Source organism: Burkholderia sp. Bp8986 (assembly GCF_003854225.1).
Taxonomy (GTDB): Bacteria; Pseudomonadota; Gammaproteobacteria; order Burkholderiales; family Burkholderiaceae; genus Burkholderia.
Window position 1 is genome coordinate 1 of the sequence record NZ_QTQM01000065.1, and the last position, 19,798, is coordinate 19,798.

19 protein-coding genes and 6 pseudogenes are annotated in these 19,798 nt (G+C 54.6%); 22 read left to right on the plus strand and 3 right to left on the minus strand.

Going from position 1 to position 19,798, the window contains the following annotated elements:
• The 3 genes from DID99_RS33950 to DID99_RS33960 form a co-directional block, all read left to right on the plus strand.
• A partial coding sequence (locus DID99_RS33950; RefSeq protein ID WP_260444752.1) for an ISL3 family transposase occupies positions 1–715 on the plus strand: 715 nt, incomplete at its 5' end.
• Positions 716–814: 99 nt separating this feature from the next.
• Positions 815–1,213, plus strand: a complete 399-nt coding sequence (locus DID99_RS33955) for a transposase (protein WP_124668463.1) — start codon at positions 815–817, stop codon at positions 1,211–1,213.
• Positions 1,195–1,467, plus strand: coding sequence for a hypothetical protein (locus DID99_RS33960; RefSeq protein WP_124668464.1), 273 nt, complete (start codon positions 1,195–1,197; stop codon positions 1,465–1,467). The genes DID99_RS33955 and DID99_RS33960 overlap by 19 nt, the downstream gene beginning before the upstream one ends.
• Here the strand turns inward: DID99_RS33960 and DID99_RS33965 are convergent.
• A pseudogene (locus DID99_RS33965) lies at positions 1,452–1,666 on the minus strand (IS256 family transposase); the annotation flags it as partial. The gene DID99_RS33960 and the pseudogene DID99_RS33965 sit on opposite strands and share 16 nt — an antisense overlap.
• 629 nt (positions 1,667–2,295) lie before the next feature.
• Between DID99_RS33965 and DID99_RS33970 the strand changes: the two are divergent.
• Positions 2,296–2,634, plus strand: a complete 339-nt coding sequence (locus DID99_RS33970) for a hypothetical protein (RefSeq protein WP_124668465.1) — start codon at positions 2,296–2,298, stop codon at positions 2,632–2,634.
• On the opposite strand, the pseudogene DID99_RS33975 reads toward DID99_RS33970, so the two are convergent.
• A pseudogene (locus tag DID99_RS33975) lies at positions 2,613–3,272 on the minus strand (transposase); the annotation flags it as partial. The gene DID99_RS33970 and the pseudogene DID99_RS33975 sit on opposite strands and share 22 nt — an antisense overlap.
• Positions 3,273–3,465: 193 nt before the next feature.
• Here DID99_RS33975 and tnpA point away from each other — a divergent pair.
• The 18 genes and pseudogenes from tnpA to DID99_RS34070 form a co-directional block, all read left to right on the plus strand.
• Entirely contained in the window at positions 3,466–3,867 is a 402-nt protein-coding gene (gene tnpA / locus DID99_RS33985; RefSeq protein WP_185733853.1) for an IS66-like element accessory protein TnpA, read from the plus strand.
• Positions 3,864–4,205, plus strand: a complete 342-nt coding sequence (gene tnpB / locus DID99_RS33990; protein WP_124668468.1) for an IS66 family insertion sequence element accessory protein TnpB — start codon at positions 3,864–3,866, stop codon at positions 4,203–4,205. The genes tnpA and tnpB overlap by 4 nt, the downstream gene beginning before the upstream one ends.
• A 51-nt stretch (positions 4,206–4,256) precedes the next feature.
• A pseudogene (tnpC, locus tag DID99_RS33995) lies at positions 4,257–5,892 on the plus strand (IS66 family transposase).
• A gap of 561 nt (positions 5,893–6,453) precedes the next feature.
• Positions 6,454–7,176 carry an AraC family transcriptional regulator gene (locus DID99_RS34000; RefSeq protein ID WP_124668469.1) on the plus strand — a complete coding sequence of 241 codons (723 nt, stop codon included), beginning with the start codon at positions 6,454–6,456 and terminating at the stop codon, positions 7,174–7,176.
• Complete coding sequence (locus tag DID99_RS38525) at positions 7,166–7,378, plus strand: EscF/YscF/HrpA family type III secretion system needle major subunit (protein ID WP_185733854.1); 213 nt, start codon at positions 7,166–7,168, stop codon at positions 7,376–7,378. The genes DID99_RS34000 and DID99_RS38525 overlap by 11 nt, the downstream gene beginning before the upstream one ends.
• Before the next feature lie 483 nt (positions 7,379–7,861).
• The gene (sctI, locus tag DID99_RS34010) at positions 7,862–8,212 is read left to right on the plus strand and encodes a type III secretion system inner rod subunit SctI (RefSeq protein WP_124668470.1); all 351 of its coding nucleotides are present in this window, start codon (positions 7,862–7,864) and stop codon (positions 8,210–8,212) included.
• A complete protein-coding gene (gene sctJ, locus DID99_RS34015; RefSeq protein ID WP_124668471.1) occupies positions 8,209–8,982 on the plus strand; it encodes a type III secretion system inner membrane ring lipoprotein SctJ in 774 nt (257 codons plus the stop codon). The genes sctI and sctJ overlap by 4 nt, the downstream gene beginning before the upstream one ends.
• Positions 8,951–9,556 carry a type III secretion system domain-containing protein gene (locus DID99_RS34020; RefSeq protein ID WP_124668472.1) on the plus strand — a complete coding sequence of 202 codons (606 nt, stop codon included), beginning with the start codon at positions 8,951–8,953 and terminating at the stop codon, positions 9,554–9,556. The genes sctJ and DID99_RS34020 overlap by 32 nt, the downstream gene beginning before the upstream one ends.
• 38 nt (positions 9,557–9,594) lie before the next feature.
• Entirely contained in the window at positions 9,595–10,227 is a 633-nt protein-coding gene (locus DID99_RS34025) for a hypothetical protein (protein ID WP_124668473.1), read from the plus strand.
• Positions 10,224–11,276, plus strand: a complete 1,053-nt coding sequence (locus DID99_RS34030) for a TyeA family type III secretion system gatekeeper subunit (RefSeq protein WP_124668474.1) — start codon at positions 10,224–10,226, stop codon at positions 11,274–11,276. Before DID99_RS34025 ends, DID99_RS34030 begins: the two co-directional genes overlap by 4 nt.
• 123 nt (positions 11,277–11,399) lie before the next feature.
• Positions 11,400–11,789 carry a hypothetical protein gene (locus tag DID99_RS34035; protein WP_124668475.1) on the plus strand — a complete coding sequence of 130 codons (390 nt, stop codon included), beginning with the start codon at positions 11,400–11,402 and terminating at the stop codon, positions 11,787–11,789.
• Entirely contained in the window at positions 11,786–13,816 is a 2,031-nt protein-coding gene (sctV, locus tag DID99_RS34040) for a type III secretion system export apparatus subunit SctV (RefSeq protein ID WP_124668476.1), read from the plus strand. Before DID99_RS34035 ends, sctV begins: the two co-directional genes overlap by 4 nt.
• Positions 13,803–15,140: a FliI/YscN family ATPase gene (locus DID99_RS34045; RefSeq protein WP_124668477.1), complete on the plus strand. Its 1,338-nt coding sequence runs from the start codon at positions 13,803–13,805 to the stop codon at positions 15,138–15,140. Before sctV ends, DID99_RS34045 begins: the two co-directional genes overlap by 14 nt.
• Before the next feature lie 32 nt (positions 15,141–15,172).
• On the plus strand, positions 15,173–15,529 hold the full coding sequence (locus tag DID99_RS34050) for a hypothetical protein (protein ID WP_124668478.1): 357 nt from the start codon (positions 15,173–15,175) through the stop codon (positions 15,527–15,529).
• Positions 15,530–15,534: 5 nt separating this feature from the next.
• On the plus strand, positions 15,535–16,089 hold the full coding sequence (locus tag DID99_RS34055; protein WP_124668479.1) for a hypothetical protein: 555 nt from the start codon (positions 15,535–15,537) through the stop codon (positions 16,087–16,089).
• A 25-nt stretch (positions 16,090–16,114) separates the two neighbouring features.
• The gene (locus DID99_RS34060; protein ID WP_185733855.1) at positions 16,115–17,116 is read left to right on the plus strand and encodes a FliM/FliN family flagellar motor switch protein; all 1,002 of its coding nucleotides are present in this window, start codon (positions 16,115–16,117) and stop codon (positions 17,114–17,116) included.
• A gap of 38 nt (positions 17,117–17,154) precedes the next feature.
• Positions 17,155–17,532, plus strand: a pseudogene (locus DID99_RS34065) (IS3 family transposase); the annotation flags it as partial.
• A 202-nt stretch (positions 17,533–17,734) separates the two neighbouring features.
• Positions 17,735–18,034: pseudogene (locus DID99_RS34070) on the plus strand (IS3 family transposase); the annotation flags it as partial.
• A 1,214-nt stretch (positions 18,035–19,248) separates the two neighbouring features.
• Here the strand turns inward: DID99_RS34070 and DID99_RS34075 are convergent.
• A pseudogene (locus DID99_RS34075) lies at positions 19,249–19,655 on the minus strand (transposase); the annotation flags it as partial.
• Positions 19,656–19,798 lie beyond the last annotated feature (143 nt).

The following is a 19,798-nucleotide window of genomic DNA, read 5'->3' on the forward strand; positions in this document are numbered from 1 at the left end:
CGTTTCGGAAACCGGTGATCAGCGATCACCTTCGACCGAAACGACCGATCACCATCAATCGGAACCACTGATCACGTGCGCCGAAATACGCAAGCTTCCCAAAGGCGCGGCCAAGCGTATCGAAGCGGTCGCGATCGATATGACTACGGCCTACGAACTGGAAATCAAGGCGCAATGCCCGCAGGCCGAAGTCGTCTACGACCTGTTCCATGTCGTCGCCAAGTACGGGCGCGAAGTAATCGATAGAGTGCGGGTCGATCAGGCCAATCAGTTGCGCCACGACCGTCCGGCTCGGAAGGTTCTGAAGTCCAGTCGATGGCTGCTGCTGCGCAACGGCCACAACTTGAAGCAGGAACAGGCCGTACATCTGAAGGAACTGCTGGCAGCCAATCAGCTCTTGTTGTGCGTCTACGTGCTACGCGACGGACTCAAGCGGCTCTGGTTCTACCAGAAGCCGGCCTGGGCGCAGAAAGCCTGGGAGCAATGGATCGAGCAAGCCCGGCAAAGCGGGATTGCGGCGCTGCAGTTGTTTGCTCAGCGTCTACAAGCGTACTGGCACGGAATCCTTGCTCGCTGCCGCCACCCGCTCAATACCAGCGTCGTCGAAGGCATCAACAACACCATCAAGGTCATCAAGCGCCGAGCTTACGGGTACCGCGACGAGGAATACTTCTTCCTCAAAATCCGCGCCGCGTTCCCCAGTAATCCGCGATGAACCTATTTTAAGCGGGAGACTATGTCCGAATGCCAAGTACCTTCGCAGCGGCAGGAGCCCAATGTCGTGGGCATTGACCATCCGATGAGGAGAGCAGATATGGAAGCCGTATCCAGAATGGGTGTGGATCTCGCGAAGCGGGTGATTCAATTGCACTGCGTCGATCGGCAGGAGCGTGTTATCCTGCGTCGCTCCATCCCCGTGGAACGATTTGCCGAGTTCATGACACGCCTCCAACCGTGCGATGTCGCGACGGAGGCTTGTGCAATCCGCCCATCACTGGGCTCGCAAACTTACTGCAATAGGCCCAGGATGAAGCTGATCGCACCGCAGTTTGTTGCCCGCTACCGCAAGGGCGGTGCGAGTTGCAAGAATAATGCTGCGGATGCTGAAGCAATTTGTGAGGCCGCCGCACGGCCCACGATGCGCTTTGCTCAGGTCAAGACGATCGAGCAACAGGGCATGCCACACTTCATCGCATGCGCCAAGGTTGGATAGAGGAGCGCACAGCTCTCATCAATCGTCTGCGCGGGCTGCTAGCGGAATTTGGGATCACAATACCTCAGCGAATCGAGGCGCTGCGCCGTATTCCAGAAATACTCGAAGACGCCGACAATGAGTTACCCGGCATTGCACGCACCGCTCTGTATGCAGTCTGGGAGCATCTGAAAGTTCCCGATGAACGAATGCAGGAAGTTGATAGGCAGATCGAGAGGCATGCAAAACAGGATGACCGTGCCTCCCGCAGCTGAACCGGTCGATCGTCTTGCACCGGTGCGCCGTCCTCGAAGGCGACGCCCTTGAGCAACAGCTTGATCTTTTTCGGGCCGTGATACGGCGCCAGGTTTTCTCGGCTTCCTCGATCAGCTTGAATGCCAGTCCGAGGAAGGTCGGTCGCGATACGCAGTTACGCTTACGTGTCGTGCGGTGGCACATCGTCGCGAACGTCGATCACGTGTACATTATCCATATCAAATTGGGGTAGACATTACTCCATCGTGCTTACTACGACACATTCCGTTTTCCGCCAACCTCAGTCTTCCCCTAGCGTACAGCTGCGATGCCGCGCAGGATATCCTCTTTCAAATCCTTGCTCATGCACCAATGCAGGACGGCGATCCGGCTTTGACCCTATTCGAATCTTAAAACCGTGTCTCTATCTAAAAGACTATGCTCCCCCGGTAGACTGCGCTGTCTTCCTTGAATGGCCATCATGCCTCGTATTTCCAACTTACCCACCGCGGGAGTTTCGACTCTTCAATCCACTCCCATCGGCAACAACCCAACATTGAACAGTTTTGGGGTCCGGAGCGATTCCGGCCAGGGGCTCCTGGCATCCTTTCGGGCTGCCATCCGAAATATCTTTAAATTTCTCGATTCCTGATCGAGTTGCTCGTTTGCGCCGGACGAAGTCCCGTCCGCCGGTTCTTACTACATTTGCGAGGCCGCAGACCGGTCCCGTTCCGGCTTCGCTTCGGGGATCTATCCCGACGAGTCTGCCACCTACAGTATTGCAGCAACTCGCGGGCGGATAATCGTTTAAAGACCACGAATTTTCGGCTTTGGCGGGCTCCAGAGACATGTCGGCCTTCGTGATTCCGTTGGCCGCGATCGAGGCGCGACCAGGAGCACAACGGGACGATTCGCTGTTCAATCTCGCCGGCGCGTTCCAGCACCTTCCGGAAACCCTGCGCGAGGCGACCTTCACGGCTCGGTTGGCCGCGATCACAGCGTTACCAGAAGCACAACGGGACGATCCGCTGGCCAAACTCGCCGACGCTCTCCAGCACCCCGGAGACCCGGGGCAAGGCGGCCTTCACGGAAGTGTGGGCCGCGATCAACGCGCAAGCGCCATGGAGTTAATGTCAAGTTTGGTGTATGGGCGGGCAGAGCATGATCAAGCGGCAAGCGGTTGCTGAGTCGGTGCGCTGTCAATCACCGGGATGCCATCTTCGAAGGGGATGTCCTTCTGAAGCTGTTCGATTCTTTCGGCGTCGCGAATGCGACGCCACAATTGCTCGGCCGATTCAACAAGCTCGAACGCCATGCCCAGGAACGTTCCGCGCGACAGGCAATTACGGGCGCGGCTCGTGCGATGGCGCACGGTGGCAAACGTCGACTCGATCGGATTGGTCGTTCTCGGGTGCTGCCAGTGCTCCGCCGGGAAGTCGTAGAACGCGAGCGGTTCATTGCGGTCCTTTGAGCTTCTCGACGGCCTTCGGATACTTGGCTCCATACGTCGCGACGAAGCGCTCGAAGGCAACGAGTGCCTCGGCACGAGTGGAGGCGTTCCAGATTTGTGCCAGGTCTGTTTTCGCGCGGCCATGCTGTGCCTTCGGCAAGGCGCTGAGCGCTGCCAGCAGCGGGCCGGCCTGCAAGGCACGCGCCTTCAGATCAAGCAGCAGATCCCGCCACGATGCCGTCGATTCCCGATAGCCGTCGGCGATCGCCACGCGCTCCGGTCGAACTCCGCCTGTGCGAAATACGCTGACGCCTTGCGCAGGATTTCATTGACCTGCCGGAGCTCACGCACCTCCCGCTCCCATTTGCACCGTTCGCTCGCGAGCTTCCGGCGAGAACCTTGGCGACTTCTTTTTCGTGTTTCCCATAGCTCCATTTTCTCAAGATTTGGAGCCTCCGAAAAACCGGGGCGCTTCACTATGAGCGTAAGCGCTCGACACGTACCGTCTGTTCATGAGGGCACGGCACCGGCAATCTGATTCCCATCAGATGTAATGGGAATCAGATTGATGAAGCCAGTGGTGCATGGAAGACGACCGGGATCGAGGAACTACACGAAGGAGTTTCGGGAAGCGGTTGCTGCCGAAGCGAACGATCCGAATCGCTCGATTGCCGAGGTAGCGCGTGCACACGGCTTGAACGCCAATATGGTCGCGCAGTGGCGAAGAAGCTTGCTAGATGCGCAACGTGCAGCGTCGATACCAAACGTCGCGTTGCTGCCTGTTGAGGTGGTCGATCTGCCAGCGAAAGACGTCCCAAACCACGCTCTGGCGCAAACGCTGGATATGTCGGCGAGCCCGGCGATGCCGCCGGGCTGTGAAATCGAGATCGAGGTCGGAAAACGACGCATTCGTATCCGCGGTGTGTCGCAGGAGTTCGCCGAGCAGTATTTACGAGACTGTCTAAAGTGATCCCTCCGAACACGCGAATCTGGATCGCAGCGGGCGTCACGGACATGCGTTCCGGCTTCAACTCGTTGGCCGCGAAGGTACAAACCGTGCTGGAGAAGGATCCCTACAGCGGGCATGTGTTCGTGCTCCGGGGTAAGCGCGGCGACTTGCTGAAGTGCTTGTGGTGGTGCGACGGTGGCCTGTGCCTGCTCTCGAAGCGCCTCGAGAAAGGAAGTTTCGCGTGGCCGCGCGCCGATGCCGGTGTTGTTGCGCTCACGACCGCTCAGCTCGCGCTCTTGCTCGAAGGTTTCGATTGGCGGCAGCCGATCGATGCAGCTCGCCCGAGAAGCGCATTGTAAACGTTCATTACGCGTGGAGAGCTTGATGGTGGCGTCGTGTAAGCTCACTGCATGTCTGCTGCTCCCGCCGATCTCCCCGACGACATTGACGCGCTGAAGGCGATGGTCGCCAATTTGCGCGAGCAGCTCTCGTCGCGCGCGATCGAGATCGAACATCTGAAGCTGATGATCGCCAAGCTGCGCCGGATGCAGTTTGGCCGGAAATCGGAGAAGCTGGATCGCCAGATCGAACAGCTTGAATTGCGGCTGGAAGACCTGCAGGCCGATGAAGGCTCGGCCGATATGGCCACGGCTGCTGCAGTGAAACGGCCGAGTCGCGAAGGTGTGGGCCGCAAGCCGTTGTCCGATCACCTTGAGCGCGAAGAGCGCATCCATCTGCCCGCCGATGATGACTGCCCCGATTGCGGCGGGCAACTCAAACCGCTGGGCGAAGACGTCGCGGAACAGCTCGAATACGTCCGGGCGCACTTCCGCGTGATTCGCCACCGCCGTTCGAAGCTGGCCTGCGCATGCTGCGATCGCATCGTGCAGGCCGCGGCACCGAGTCGACCGATCGATCGTGGCATCCCGGGTCCGGCGCTGCTCGCGCACATCGCCGTGTCGAAGTTCGCGTACCACATCCCGCTGCATCGCCAGGCAGTCATGTACGCGCGCGACGGCGTCGAGATCGATCCGGGTGCGATGGGGTATTGGATGGGGAGCATCACGGCGCTGCTTGCACCGCTGGTCGACACCGTCCGCCTATACACGTTAGCCGGCGGCAAGGTTCACGGGGACGACACGCCGCTGCCAGTGCTGGCGCCCGGCAACGGTCGCACAAAGACAGGACGCCTGTGGGTCTACGTGCGCGATGATCGGCCGAGCGCTTCCGAAGAGCCGGCAGCAGTCTGGTTCGCCTACACGCCCGATCGACGGGGGCGAGCATCCCCAGCAGCATCTTGCAGACTTCGCGGGCGTGCTGCAGGCCGATGCGTTTGCCGGCTATGCCGAGCTGTATCGCGGCGGCACCATCCAGGAAGCTGCCTGCATGGCCCACGCTCGCCGAAAGATCCATGATCTACATGCCGTCCGTCCCAATGCGGTAACGGAGGAAGCGCTGCACCGGATCGGCGCGCTCTACAAGATCGAGGAGCAGATCCGTGGCAAACCACCTGATGAGCGGCACAGTGTGCGCCAGGCGCGAGCGATACTGCTGCTCAACGACATGAAACGCTGGTTCGAAGCAACGCTCGCCACGCTCTCTGCAAAATCCGACCCGACCAAGGCGATTCAGTACGCGCTGAATCGCTGGCCGGCGCTCATCTACTACTGCAGCAACGGGCGTGCGGAAATCGACAACCTGATCGCCGAGCGAGCACTGCGCGGCGTCGCCCTCGGCAGACGGAATTACTTGTTCGCCGGCGCCGACTCTGGTGGCGAACGTGCCGCCGCGATGTATAGCCTGATCGGCACGGCACGCCTGAATGGCCTCGATCCCGAGGCGTATCTCGCCTACGTGCTCGAGCGCATTGCTGACCATCTGATCAACCGCATCGACGAACTGCTGCCGTGGAACGTGGCTCTGTCGCTGCTGTCTACTGCCCACGTCTCTCCCCGAGTTCCAAGTCCCATAGTTGCCGAGGCGAACGGCGCCCCGGTCATCGCTATCTTGGCCGGCGAAAACGTCAATACGTCATGTAAATGGTGACCCCTCGCCGATTCGGCTCCGCCGGTACTAAGATTGCGCGGCCGGTGGGGAAGGCAGCGAAAGGATTCTAGTGATCGCTGTACAGTTCCAGCAATAACGACGAGCACTACGTAATCGCGATATCGATTCGATGAGCAGTAAGCGCTGTACCGAATAGGGAAGCAGGCGTGGCAAATATACCTCGTTCGTTGAGCGCGCGTATCCCAGGCTTTGTTACTTCCATCGGCACCATATTTTTCGGGCGTCGCGCGACCATTCACGCCACGCGCTTCTAATTCGGCCGCTGGATGACCTGATGAAATTTTCTCCAGCGTGCCGAGCGGCCTCCATGAAACTCCCTCAAAAGATAGTGTCAATCGCTCCCGGCGCTGTTGAGCGCGATGGCGTCTTTGTATCGCACCGGTGGTTCGCGATTTGCCTTCGTGGCCACTCGAAAATTTCAACCACGCCCCTTTTTAGTAGCCTCTGTAGGCGTTCGTCAATTTTCAGGTAATCACCTGATGTGGCCCGGAGGGGGGGGCTGGTAGTGTACGCAGTACGAATACTGCATGCGGGGGCATCATGGTTGTGGTTCAGTTCATTCTATTTAAAAGTCCCGCTAGAGTGGTCTGTCGCGGTGCGGTGCATAGTGCCGAATCGAACAGTATTCTTTTGACTGATACGGAGGCCGTGATAACTGGAACTGTAGGCGATTACGACATCCACGAATTTCGTGTGGGTGATTTTCAGGAGCTCTATCGCGAGATTTCCGATCAGGTCGAAACAGTGCCTCCGGTGCCGTTCTGCCGGAAATCAATAACAGTCCTGCCAATTCCGTCTGATCTGTTCGATGTCTCGCGTCGACTTGGGAGTGTAGATCCTCGCTTGATGTTGCGGTTTGTCTTCATCTACTGTTTGAGTATCGATGCATCATATTTTTCAAGCCTGATGCATCATTTTGTTGACGGGAGCTTAGAGTTTTTTGACTATATCGAACGAAATAGCTTGAATCCGTGGCCCGTCGAGACTTACGCGCGTGAATTGGGCCTGTCTACGCGAATGTTGAACGAAATGTTTCAGGAGAAGTACGGTGTTTCGGCAAAGCGTTGGTTGCTTGAGCGTCGTCTGCAACGCGCGCGCGAACTATTGCTCGGTACGTCCAAAAAGGTGACGGAGATTGCACATGAGTGCGGTTTCAATAGCCACGCCCATTTTAGCGATACATTTCGCCGGCGATATAAATACTGTCCACGTAAGGTGAGGCAGGATTTTGCTGGTATTATAGGAGTGAATTGTGAACTTTAATTCAATCAGTCAGACGCTGTCTTCCTCAATTTCGGAGTCTGGAAATGAGTTCCAGGAGGCAATGTCTGGCGACATGACTGATCCGTCGACCTGGGTGCATGTGCAAAAATACGCGGCACAGTACGCTAATGAAATCGGAATGGAGAGCGCGTTGATTAGTAAATTCAACCAACTAATTCAGAGCATAAATCAGAAAATATAAGGGAGCGTGTGGAGGTTGTGGGCGGCAAATGGTGATTGCCTTCGGCGGGGCTGCGTCTCGCGTGGCGATATGCCGCTATAAAGTGATTTGCTGCCCACCGCGTCGCGTAACGATTCTTGACGGGTTGCTCTGGTGCTATCCGGAGGTGAGGATTGACCGTTTACCGGATCGGAGTGCTATAAGACCGATGAGCTAGCTAGAGCCGAACGAGTAGCAGGCTGAGTTGATCGACGGAATTTGCGGTGATACGTATCGGCGTGATCCAATATGCTCGAGGGGCATCTGCTCGACATATATATGATCAGTTGTTCGCGAATTCTTGCGATCGACACTGGTCTGCTTAATATAGGGCAAAGGTGAATTGGAGTCTTTCGTGAGGTTTGCAATGATTTAACTGTGCCGCTTCTTGTGCGAGCGCCGTGTGGTCCGCCTGCTTGGGGGGACTCAGTACAATTTGTGGAATGGTGGTGAGAGGAGGGGGAGATGGAGATCAATCCAGTTAGTGCGTCGATGACTGTCAGTGGTACGGGTGGTGCAGCCAATAATGTCCCAGGTAGCGACTCGGTTTCTTTTTCGGATGAGATGCAATTTCAACGTGCGATGGATGGCGCTGCACGTCCGGAAGATTCGGTGCTCCAGCCTTTGCAGAGCGCAGCGCGTCAGTTCTCCGATATGATGGGCTCAATTCCAGATGCTGGATCAGAGTTTAACAATCCACAGACGATGCTATCTATTCAGGAAAAAATTATGGAAGCGTCTACTGCCGTCGATATTGCGGCAAAGGTGGCGGGTGGCGTTTCTCAGGCGGTAAACAAGACGCTGTCAATGCAATGAAACCATACTATCGAGCAATCACGTTATTGATGGTGATTTTCTCGCTAACGGGTTGTAAGGTTGAGTTATATCAGGGATTGCGGGAGCAAGAGGCTAATCAAATGCTTGCTCTTCTCAAGGGGAGGAATATTTCGTCGTCGAAGTCGGCAGACAAAAATGGGGCGGTACAGGTGGACGTTGAGGAGTCGCAGTTTGCCGAGGCTATCGAGGTGCTTCGGCAAAATGGATTTCCAAAGGAGCACTCATTATCTGTCGCGGACGTTTTTCCATCTGGGCAGCTAGTTAGCTCGCCGACTCAAGAGGAAGCGAAGCTTGCGTTTCTGAAAGAGCAGGATATAGAGCGAATGCTGGAGGCGCTGGACGGTTCCATCATTGTGCGCGCTGGCGTTGTTCTATCTAAGCCGAATGTCGGTGGGCCGGTCAACAACAGTTCAGCATCAATTTTCATCAAATACTCTCCTTCTGATAATTTTAGAAACAACGAGGCAGATATTAGACGGCTCGTTATGACGGCGGTTCCGAATTTGCGTGCAGAAGATATTACTGTTGTTTTGCAGCCGGCTTCATATCGTTTCGTTCCTCATGATAGGCCGTCTAACGCGCTTCCGTGGTGGTTGGAATGGCTTCGAGCTAATTTCTTGCTAGTGAGCATAGTGCTGTTCGGAGTCGTGGCGCTGATGCTAATGCTGGGTTCTATAGGTTATCTGCTACGCCATAAATTTGGTAGGAAATCTGGCGATGATCGCGAAGGAAGTCCGTCAACTCTATGAGCTGCTTTGGTATCCTGGTCGGACCATGCATTCAAGTTGGTGGCAGCTCTTGGATATGGGAGTGTGGCAAGATGTGTATTCTCGCTCGAAATTTTGTAGATCACAGATCGATTCCCTTATCAGAACGCGAGCGTTGCTAAGAGAATATTCAGTACCATCCGTTCTGGGAGACATAGCGTTGATGCTAATGTCTCGTACCACACGAATCCCGTCTATAGTCGTTGCCGTCGGCATAATGGCGACCGGGCGTCGAGAATATCTTTTGCTCAGAAGTTATCGCCGCGAGCTTGAAAATTACCTAAGCGATAGGAATTGCGAGGAGTTGCTTGCAGTATCGTGGGCAGATGTCGATCCGATCGGGCACGTGCCCGAGGCCTCGATCGTCGCCGTGTGCGAACAACTGGGCATGTGCTGGATCGATCGAGACATGAAAAGCGACGCGGCTTGGGGCGGGGTGCGACTGCAGTTGCAAGCTCCAGGCCACACTTCTGTCGAGCTGGAAGCGCCGCCGGTATCAATGCTTCCTCGTGAAAACGTTATCGGAAGTCTTCTGCGTTTGGGACGGTTGCTGTGAACCCAATGGGTCTTCAGGTTGTGGTTGTCGATTGCGCAATGCCAGCAAACAAGATTTTGACGGCAATGCAGTATCGTGCGCTCGTTGATTTCGCCGAATTTGAACGACGCGCGCGCAGTAGGGTTGCGAAAACTCTTTGGCAGACGCGCATGCGGAGTCGAGAGATGCGTAGGTTGGCATGCGAGAGACTTGTCGACGAGCTTGCGCTAGTTCGCGAACAGTTTGATGCCGATACCGAGATTTTGCGGAAAGGCGCGGTGGACGATGCGGTAACTTGGCTTGTCGATCAGATGACTGCGGAGAACGTGGCGGTTGGTAGGGTCGAAACGGCAATAAGAGGGCTTATCGCTAGCATCATTCAACAGTTCTATTCCCCATCCGAAATGTGCTCGATCTTGGCGGAACGAGTAATTTCTGAGATTCCAGCCGCACTAAAACAGGGTGTCATCCGCCTCAGATTGAATAAGCACGATAATGACGCGATTCAGGAAATTTTGCAGGAATGGCCGACTGTGCAGTGGGAGTTCGATGATGCACTAACGCGCGGCCAAGCGCTGATTGATACGCCTTATGTTCAACTTCGGGTGGACGTGGCCGATCATCTGGTGCGTGTGCTAGAGCGTTTGCGCGGTGTGAAACGATTCGAAGATCCATACGGTGACTTTTCATGACTATCAACAATATTTCATCTTCGGGCCAGCAGCCGGGATTGTCGGATTTATTGCAGAAGTCGCCGTCATTAGGGTCGGATACGGACGTTCCGGAATTCTTGGTGCAACTTGCCGATGAGGAAATCGCAGCTCAACAGCTCTGGGCGGCTACTGCTGCTGTCGATGAAGTCGCTTCATTGTTGGGCGAGCTAAGTGTCGTACGAAAATCGGCATTGAAAGAAAAGCAAGCTCAAGGTCGAAAGGCGCTCGTCCGTGCGGCATTGGCTGGAACGAGCGGCGAGACTGAAGTTGTGGAACTCGCAGTGAGGTTGTCGCGATGCGCTTCTGAACTCGATCTTGAGCTTCTCCTCAGCGGTATGGATATGGCGGGCCAGTTGCAGGCGCTTAGCCTTGCACTTGACAAGGGTGCCCAATCGGATCAAACGGACGCGCTTCTTGAGCAGGCTTTCGAACGATGTTTGCAGCAGCCGAGTTGGGCAATTAGTTTCTTTTCTGCAATGGAATTCGGCTCGCTCGCCGGGATAGCGGCGGCCGATGTTGCCGCGCTATATGATCATGCCGCCAGTGGTTGCCCGAGTTTGATCGAATGGTTTCGCAAGCTTAAGGGGATAAAAGATCGATCGCGCAAACTCAAGGTCATGATTCATGCGATGGCGGCGGAATTGACTGAACTCCGTGGGTCTGACGAACGTGAGCGCTTGTTGGACCTGGTTTGCTCATTGAAGCGCTTGCTGGCTTTCCTTGGTATCGAGGAGTATTGCGAAAATGTCTCTCGACGCGCGAAAATCTCTAACATGAACGGAGATGCTCTGCTCGAGGTTGTTCTGGAAATACTTGAAGAGGAATGGTTTTACGAGGAATTGGTTTTAGGGCGTTACGAAGATGTCGGGATGACCTCTTTGGAGCGCCTGCGTTACGTTCGGTCCCTGCGCAGTGTGATGTCGCTTCTCCCAGATATTTGCTTTCGAGATAATGATCAACGAGCGAATATCATGGATGTAATAAATTCGTGCGAAGATCGCCTCGTTGTGGCCGAGTTAAATAAATGATTGCTTGTTGTTACTTGGTTGGATGGTGGTTTTGAGGATGTTGGCTGCATAAATCTCGTGGTGTGCTCGTCTTCTTTGATGTGGAAGATGCAATTTTTATAAAAAGCGCAGGGGGTTACGTATATGGATTTGCATCTTGCGCGAAATATTGAGGAATTCATATTGCTTTCGGGTCGTGGCTCATGGTCGCGAGGTGAATGGTTGCCAACATCGTATGAAGGTATTGCGTTGCAATTGGACGTTTTAAGTGAAGAAAGTCAGAAAGAGTCCTTGTTGATGGTGTGTGCGGTCAAAGTGCCTCGACGTCGGTTGCCGGTTCTGCTAAAAACGGCGCTTTCAGATTATATCCCTAGTAAGTTTTGTGGATTACCGGTTCGCTTTGTTGCGATCGGGGATAAACTCGCCTGTTCCGTCGTTATGCCGAGAGAATCGGGTGCGCGCGAGTGGTTTGTTGTTTATTCGGTTCTCGTCAAGCGGTTGAGATGCTACTCCATGGGTGGGGAGGCGCAATGAACCGCCTTTCAACGCTCTTAAGGCATGCCACTTCACGGCACGACATTGTTTTGGCAGTAATGCTGATGGTGGCAATCGGGATGTTGATTCTCCCAATGCCAACGCTGGCAATTGATTTTTTTATTGCCATAAATCTGACATTTTCTGTCGTACTGATCGCCACGATCATTTATATTAGAGATCCACTTGAGCTTGCAGCGTTCCCGTCCATTCTTCTAATTACGACACTATATCGGCTTGCGCTGACAGTTAGCACTAGTCGGTTGATTCTATTGCAGCACGACGCAGGTCACATAGTTTATGCGTTTGGGAACTTTGTCGTCGGGGGTAACCTTGCAGTTGGGATAATCGTCTATGCGATCGTTACCATAGTGCAATTCATTGTCATTACAAAAGGGGCTGAGCGTGTTGCGGAGGTGAGTGCGCGCTTTACTCTTGATGGTATGCCTGGAAAGCAGATGAGTATTGACAATGATTTGAGAACTGGGCAGATCGACGCTGCAGAGTCGAAAAGGCTAAGGCAGATCGTGCAAAAGGAGAGTCAGCTATTCGGCGCGATGGATGGGGCCATGAAGTTCGTTAAAGGCGACGCGATTGCAAGTATTGTTGTAATTCTGATAAATTTGATTGGTGGTGTAATTATTGGTGTTCTTCAGGAAAACCTTCCTTTGGTAGATGCCTTGCACACGTATTCGATTTTGTCAGTGGGCGATGGTCTCGTGGCCCAAATTCCAGCTATAGTTATTTCGGTAGCTGCTGGATTGGTAGTGACACGTATTCCGGGGGATGCGCGATCAAATCTTGCGGATGACCTTGCGAAGCAACTGAGTGCGCATCCGATTGCACTTTATATTGCGGCTGGCGCGCTGATCCTGGTTGGTTTTTTGCCGGGGTTCCCTTTTTTTGTTTTTGCCATGATCTCGGTAGCGATCGCGGGGATCGCGTGGCGTCTCAAGCACCGGAACGACGCAGGTCGTTCGACGAAAAGCGGTGACGACGGAGACGAAGAGTCACGAATGCATTCCGGCGTGGAACCGCTAGCTTTGCGACTTGGTGCCAAAGCCGCGCGCATTGATAAACTGTCTGTTCTTCTCGATACGTTGAGATGGCAGAAGTTTGTCGAATTGGGGCTGACGCTGAAGCCATTCTCCTATGAAGTCGATGCGAAACTTCCTGCACATACGGTGCAGATTACGCTGTACGGCGAGGTGACGTGTACGATGGCATTGCCGGTGGGGGAGTGTTTGCTCGCGCGCGGACGCCGAGGGGCGGTGTCGATCATTCGTGAGGAGGCGATAGATAATGGTCGGAACTTGTTTTGGATCACACCTGAAGTGGCTGCGGAGGTTTCGGCGCTCGATGTTCCGGTTGCTGAAGACGAGCAGCGAATAACGTATCTCTTATCAGGTGTTATTGATCATCATGCCCGCGAGTTTATAGGAATTCAAGAAACTCACTTCCTTATGAGCAGTTTGGAAAAGACCTTTCCGGAGCTAGTACGAGAAGTACAGCGACAGTTACCGATCGCTAAGGTTTCTGAGGTGTTGCAACGTCTCGTAGCAGAGGGAGTGTCGATTCGTAATTTACGTACGGTTTTCGAGGCGCTCGTTGAATGGGCGCCACGAGAGAAGGATGGCATCATGCTCACGGAGTATGTGCGGCTCGCACTGCGCCGAATGATCGTGAACCGATGGAGAGGGGGCCGCGGCACGCTTGGAGTGTGGGTCGTTGGTAAATCGATAGAGAATCTCCTGCGCGATTCGGTGCGTCAGACTGCGGCGGGGGCGTATTCTGCTCTCACTCCGAGAGAGAATGAAGAAATCATCGAATCGGTTCGGAGAGTTGTTCTCAGTAGCGAGGGGGATGGCGTACTCGTCACCGCAATTGACACTCGGCGCTTTCTGCGAAAACTAATTGAGCGAGACATGTACTGGTTGGCCGTGTTATCGATGCCGGAAGTAGGTGACGAACGTACCGAAGTACTTGGATCGGTTGAGCTAGTGAGCGCGTTCGATGAAAACATCTGATCCAGCGACCGTCGCAGCGCGAGTATCAGGGCTACTGCAGCCGCTTTGCGAGATTGCGTCGGTTCTGCGACTCGGGCGTGTAACAGAAGTGACGCCGGTATTACTGAGCGCAACACTGCCAGGTGCGAGGATGGGCGAGCTATGTCTTGTTGAGCCTAAAGGTCCGAAGGCCGAAATAGTGGGACTACGGCAGGAAACTGCGCTGCTTTCACCTCTTGGCGCTACTAGTGGTATGCGATCGGGGCAATTGATTCGGGCTCTGGGCCATTCATACACGATTTGTGTGGGGTCGCACCTAATCGGGCATGTAGTTGATGGATTTGGCAATATTCTTGGAGGCACCTCGGATGTGCAGGTTTCTGAAGATGCGCAGACGAGGGCGTTGGACGGGCCGGCACCCGATCCACTGTGTCGACAGATAATCGCGCAGCCAATGTTTCTTGGCGTCAAAGCGATTGATGCTGCGATGACAATTGGCAGGGGGCAGCGTGTAGGAATTTTTGCTGCTGCGGGTGTCGGCAAGAGTACTCTACTTGGCATGATGTGTGATGGATGTGGAGCCGATGTGGTCGTGCTTGCTCTCGTGGGTGAGCGTGGACGTGAGGTTCGCGAATTCCTTGAGCATACCCTTACGAAATCTGCTCGCAAGCGCAGCGTTGTGGTGGTTGCGACCTCAGATCGTCCGGCTGCAGAACGGCTGAAGGCAAGCTATACCGCGACTACGATTGCGGAGTTCTTTAGGGATCAGGGGAAAGACGTTCTGCTGTTGGTTGATTCGCTTACGCGTTTTGCTCGGGCCGGGCGAGAAATTGCGATGGCCGCAGGCGAGCCAACATCTACAAGCCCGTTTCCTCCCAGTGTTATTGCTCGATTGGCACCACTGCTGGAGCGATCCGGTTGCGATGCTAAGGGGAGCATTACGGCTATTTATACGATTTTGGTGGAGGGCGATAATCCGAATGAGCCGCTCGCAGACGAGGTGCGGTCCATCCTCGATGGGCACATAATACTCTCGAGAAAGATGGCGGAGGCGAACAGGTTTCCCGCAATTGATGTTTGCGCCAGTGTGAGCCGTGTGATGCCACTTGTTGTCGATCGGGAACAGTTGGCGCTTGCCGCGCGATTGCGTGCACTGTTGTCGAAATACGATGAAATTTCGCTGCTTGTGAGAGTGGGGGAGTATAAAGAAGGATTTGATGAAGATGCGGACGATGCGTTAAATCGGCACGAAGGAATTAATGAATTTCTTTCGCAGGACAAAGATGAACGAGTTGAGCCGGATATCGTGTTAAAAAAACTCCGTGAAGTGGTGGTGGGGCAATGAGTGACTTAGCGCGTATCCTTACAATCAGGCGCATGCGCGAGACAGCGATTCGCGCGCGCGTTGAGGCGTTGCGCGATCAGTTGCGGTATTTAAATGAGCAACTTGCTCATGATCAGAACAGTCGAAGCGCGAACATGCAGCGATGGCGTGAGGTGAGTATGCGGCGCATCGTGTTAGGTAAGGGTCGATTGGATTGTGTGGGCGAGGATTTGGCGGCATTCAATGCATATGATGCGAAGATGCGAGGCGAGATAGAGCGCAACTTAGCGAAGATCGAACGTTTGAAGCGGGAGATCGAAAGCGAAATCGAGGCTTTGCGAAAGAATCGAGTTGGTCAAGAAAAATTGAGCGTGCTGATCGAGGAAGGCCACGAGCTGAAACGGAGATAAAAATCATGGTAAATCTGACTCGAACCCTTGGCTTTTCCGGTATTGTTGTCAGCGGGCTGGACTCTGTGGTTTCAGAAATTGAGGATGATTTGGAGTCGGGCGGCCATCGCAAACGCGACTGGTTGAGAGAGATGCCAGACAATAGTATTGAGGGCACGGATGCTTGTAGAAAGGACAAAGAAGTCGTTGCCATGCGCACGACGCTTCAACAGGTCATTGATCAGCTAAAGGCGCTACTTGAGGAAGGGGAAAATTCTGTTACTGACAGCGGTTTGGCATCACTCCATACTGAATCGGCTGGGCTGACTGGACTAAGGGGGGGGGGCTGGGCAGCCAAGGAGTCGTGTCGCAGCGAGCGAGTGGGCGTGACGGTGATGTCAGGTCACTGGAAGGGAGTATACATAGAATGTCGTTTTGCAAATGGCATACTTGAATTGACGCTTTCCGATAAAGACCTGGAGCGTCGTGCAGTCCTTCATCGGCAATCGCCCGCTCTGGCTCGGAAATTGGGATGTCGACTGGGGGTGACCACAACCGTTAGTGTTCGCAATGATAGTTAATAACATCGATCCGGATACTGCTGACTTGTTCTCTGTTATTGGTGGCGGCGTCGCCAGCACAGAGACATATGATCTGGCGGCGGCTGGGCCGGTAACTTTGGGGATTGGGCCAGGTTTGCTCGGCGGCAGTGGTCTGATTCTTGAAGCGCTAGTCGCTGGTGAGCGGTGTGCTTTATGGTTTGACGAACAACAGTGGTGTCAATGGGTTGCGCCGTTGCTGCCGGCACCGTCTTGGCGGGAAGTCCCGAAGGATCTGGCCGGAGTGCTCGCTGCGTGGACCTTGGAGCCTTTGGCAGTTTTTTCGGAGCGCTACGGACTTGGCAATGCGTGTGCGGTGGAAATAGGCTATGAGCGTGTGGAGAGCGTATCGGCGCCAGTCGTCCACTTTAACTCACGGACTTCTCGGCTAGATGCTCGCGTAGTGGCCGCGCCGCACGGCTGGCTTAGACATCTTAGCGTTCGTATGGATCACCTCGAATATGAGTCGCTCATATCTGTAGTCGACGTCGCCGTGTGCATTGGATGGGTGCGCATCGATATGAAAGAGCTAGATTCACTCGACCAGAATTGCTGCGTTGTTCTTGATCGCCATACTGATTTCGAGAAAGGCGAATTTTTATTGTGTGAACAAGGTCTGCTGGCTACCGCGAGTTTGGATGAATCAAGGGCCTTCTGGACCATTGATTCGATTTCAGATGTATGCGCACGAGGATCACATATTGGCACTTCTGAGCAGGTCGGTGGTTGGCCACTTGACTGCGGTGTTTCTGGAGTGGGTGAGCGCCGAGGTGATGGTTTTGTGCAAACAGAGGATGGTAAAATGGGGATCGATGTTACGGTCGTCATGACCGCTGAAGTGGCCAGAATTCCCTTGGATCTGGAAAAGCTAAAATGTCTTCATCCAGGAATGTTGCTTGAGACGGCTGTCCCAGTTTCGAATGGCGTTAGACTTTGTATTAACGGGCAGCAAGTCGCTACTGGACAGCTGGTGAATTTAGGGGGGCGTTTAGGGGTGCTTATTGACTAGTTGTGAAACGTTAAAAGGTTATTTCTCGACGCGGGAAGTCCGAGCGAATCAACGCGGATCTGGTCTGCCAGGCCTTGCGCAGCGCGTGCTGGCAACGCAAGCCGCCACCTGGATTGCTGCTGCACTCCGATAGCGGTAGTCAATATGCCAGTCGCGTGTACCGGCAACTGACCGACGCGTTCAAGATCAAAGTCTCGATGAGCCGTCGGGCCAACGCCTGGGACAACGCGCCGATGGAGAGCTTCTTCAAGACATTGAAGGTCGAGAGAATCTATCAGAACCACTACGAAACGCGCGCCCAAGCCCGCCTTGATATCGTCGACTGGATCGAGGGCTATTACAATCGGCAACGCCTGCATACCTCGATCAATTTCCTCACCCCTGTCGACTACGAGGCCAGCTTGATCGCCGCATGAATTGCTGTATGTGAAAACGAGGCAGGGTCACATCCGGCTGGCCCTGCGCAACATCACGGCGAATTGGGGCAGTGCCGCTCATGATTGGAAGACGGCCATGAACCAGTCCGCTATCCTTTACGCCTTTACACAGATCGATTCGTTCGGCCTTCCGTGTAATTACTCAACCCGCCTTGAACACGGAAATTCTGACACCCCCCTTGCGGCCCACCGGCGCACCCGGGAAAGCTTCGGGCTCGAGCGCCTGCAGCAACATCTCGAGGCGCGTGGCGTGCGAATCGGCGTGCACCGGATCAAGCGGCTGCTCAAAAAACTGGGACTGCACTGCAAGCAGAAACGCCAGTTCAAGGCCACGACGAATTCGAAGCACGACCTGCCTGTCGCGCCGAATCTGCTGAACCAGGATTTCTCGGCGACGGCGCCCAATCAGGCTTGGTGCGGTGACATCACCTATATCGCGACCGACGAGGGCTGGCTGTATCATGCCGGCCTGAAGGGTCTGATTTGATTATGGGCGGTCATGGCCTCCTCGTCCGCGAAAGCACGAAGAGGTTAGCAAAGCACGCGGCGGGTTAACAGCTTCGATTACTCATTTTGTTAGAGATTTTGCTGCCCAAGGACGATTCCGCCATTTCTCCAAGAGCACTGCGACGGTCGTCAGGGTGGGCCTTTGCATTGAACAACCAGTGTTCGTTCAGGAAGTTTTTCTCCTTGGTCGCCAGTAGTATCGAAATGTGATCTTACTATGGTGGATCCTAATCGCTCCAACTCGACATACCCTGCTGGGCCACAAACCGGTGGGACCTGTTGCTCGCACGCAGCCCAGCTTGACGAGTCACCGGAACAATGCACCGCGGCTACTGGCCCCGCGGATGTGTAGCGTTCGGTTTGCTGGGTCGCGCATCCGAACAATGCAAACAGCATGAAGAGAGAGGATGCAGGGGAAACTGAAGGTTTGCATAACCATCTTCGCATTTGGCTTCGCTTCTCGGGCAGGCGAATGATTCTGGAAAATAGATGAAGCAAATGAAGTTGATCAAGGATGGACATGTCTGTTCGATCCAATTATTAAGAGAACACTTAAAAACAACTTCCTGATGGCGTTGATTTTCGCAGCTAGCTGCTGAATTCAGATCTCGCGACAACCGAGACCGCTGATATGGCGACGACGATTATCGACGTCCGGTATTGAACGGTTATCAATTTGCTGATGCCGCGACCCAAGCAGGCAAGCGACAAGAGCCCAATGCGGCTGCCGGTCTCCAATCGAGCTGCGTTGGTCATTCCTGTTTATCCTCAAGGCCGCCGACGCTGGCAGTACGGCCGTGGAATGGTTGCGGCTCACGTGTGTCGTGTTGGTGATGGATTCGCGACTGGCAAAATTTCGACGTAACGGATCACTTGTACGGACGTATTCTCGCGAAGCTGCGAGGGCCGGAATCGATTGACTTTCCTCAAGATGGGCTCGATTCATCCTCGATCATCGCCCCGAGGCGAGAAAAAACTAGGCCAAACTCCAACGATCCCACGTGATCCGGCTCCATGTACCGCATCGTTATCGAGGCTACCAAAATCACTCAACGCTGACAGCTGCCGACAAAATTCCGAATATTCCTGTACTGCACGGCGATCCTATGCGACGTTCGCGAGTGATCTACGCCGATTGTCGCAAGGATGCTGAGAGGCATCAACGGGTATCGTGCAATTTCAGTATCACACCACAGATCGCCGACCACCACACTGGGCTTGACAGGTAGCGTTTGGCCCAGTTTTTGGCCCGCCCCAACGGCGCGAATCGATGATGAATCGACCGCGGCTCGCGAGAAGTCGATTTGGTCTGCTGCTCGCAACTTCGAGAGCAGCAACCCGTGCAAGCGATCCCAGATGCCCGTAGCCTGCCAATCGCGGAGCCGTCGCCAGCAAGTCACACCCGAACCGCAGCCCATCTCGACGGGCAGGTCGCGCCAGCGCAGTCCCGTCTTGAGAACGAATAGGATGCCGGTCAGCGCGGCTCGATTCGAAACCGGCAGGCGGCCTGGGTTCTTCTCGCGAAGCGGCTTGGGTGGTGGCAGTAAAGGTTCGATCAATGTCCACAGTACGTCGTTGATGATCGGCTTGCCCATCTCATCGGTCTCAGTGGTTCCGATGCCTGGGGTTAACAGCTAGCCGCGAAAGTTAAAAACCCTCGTGGCCTTTATAGGGTAGCCGCGCTCCCTGTCGGAAACGCGGCCCCCGAAGAACCGTACGTGCGAGTTTCCCCGCATAC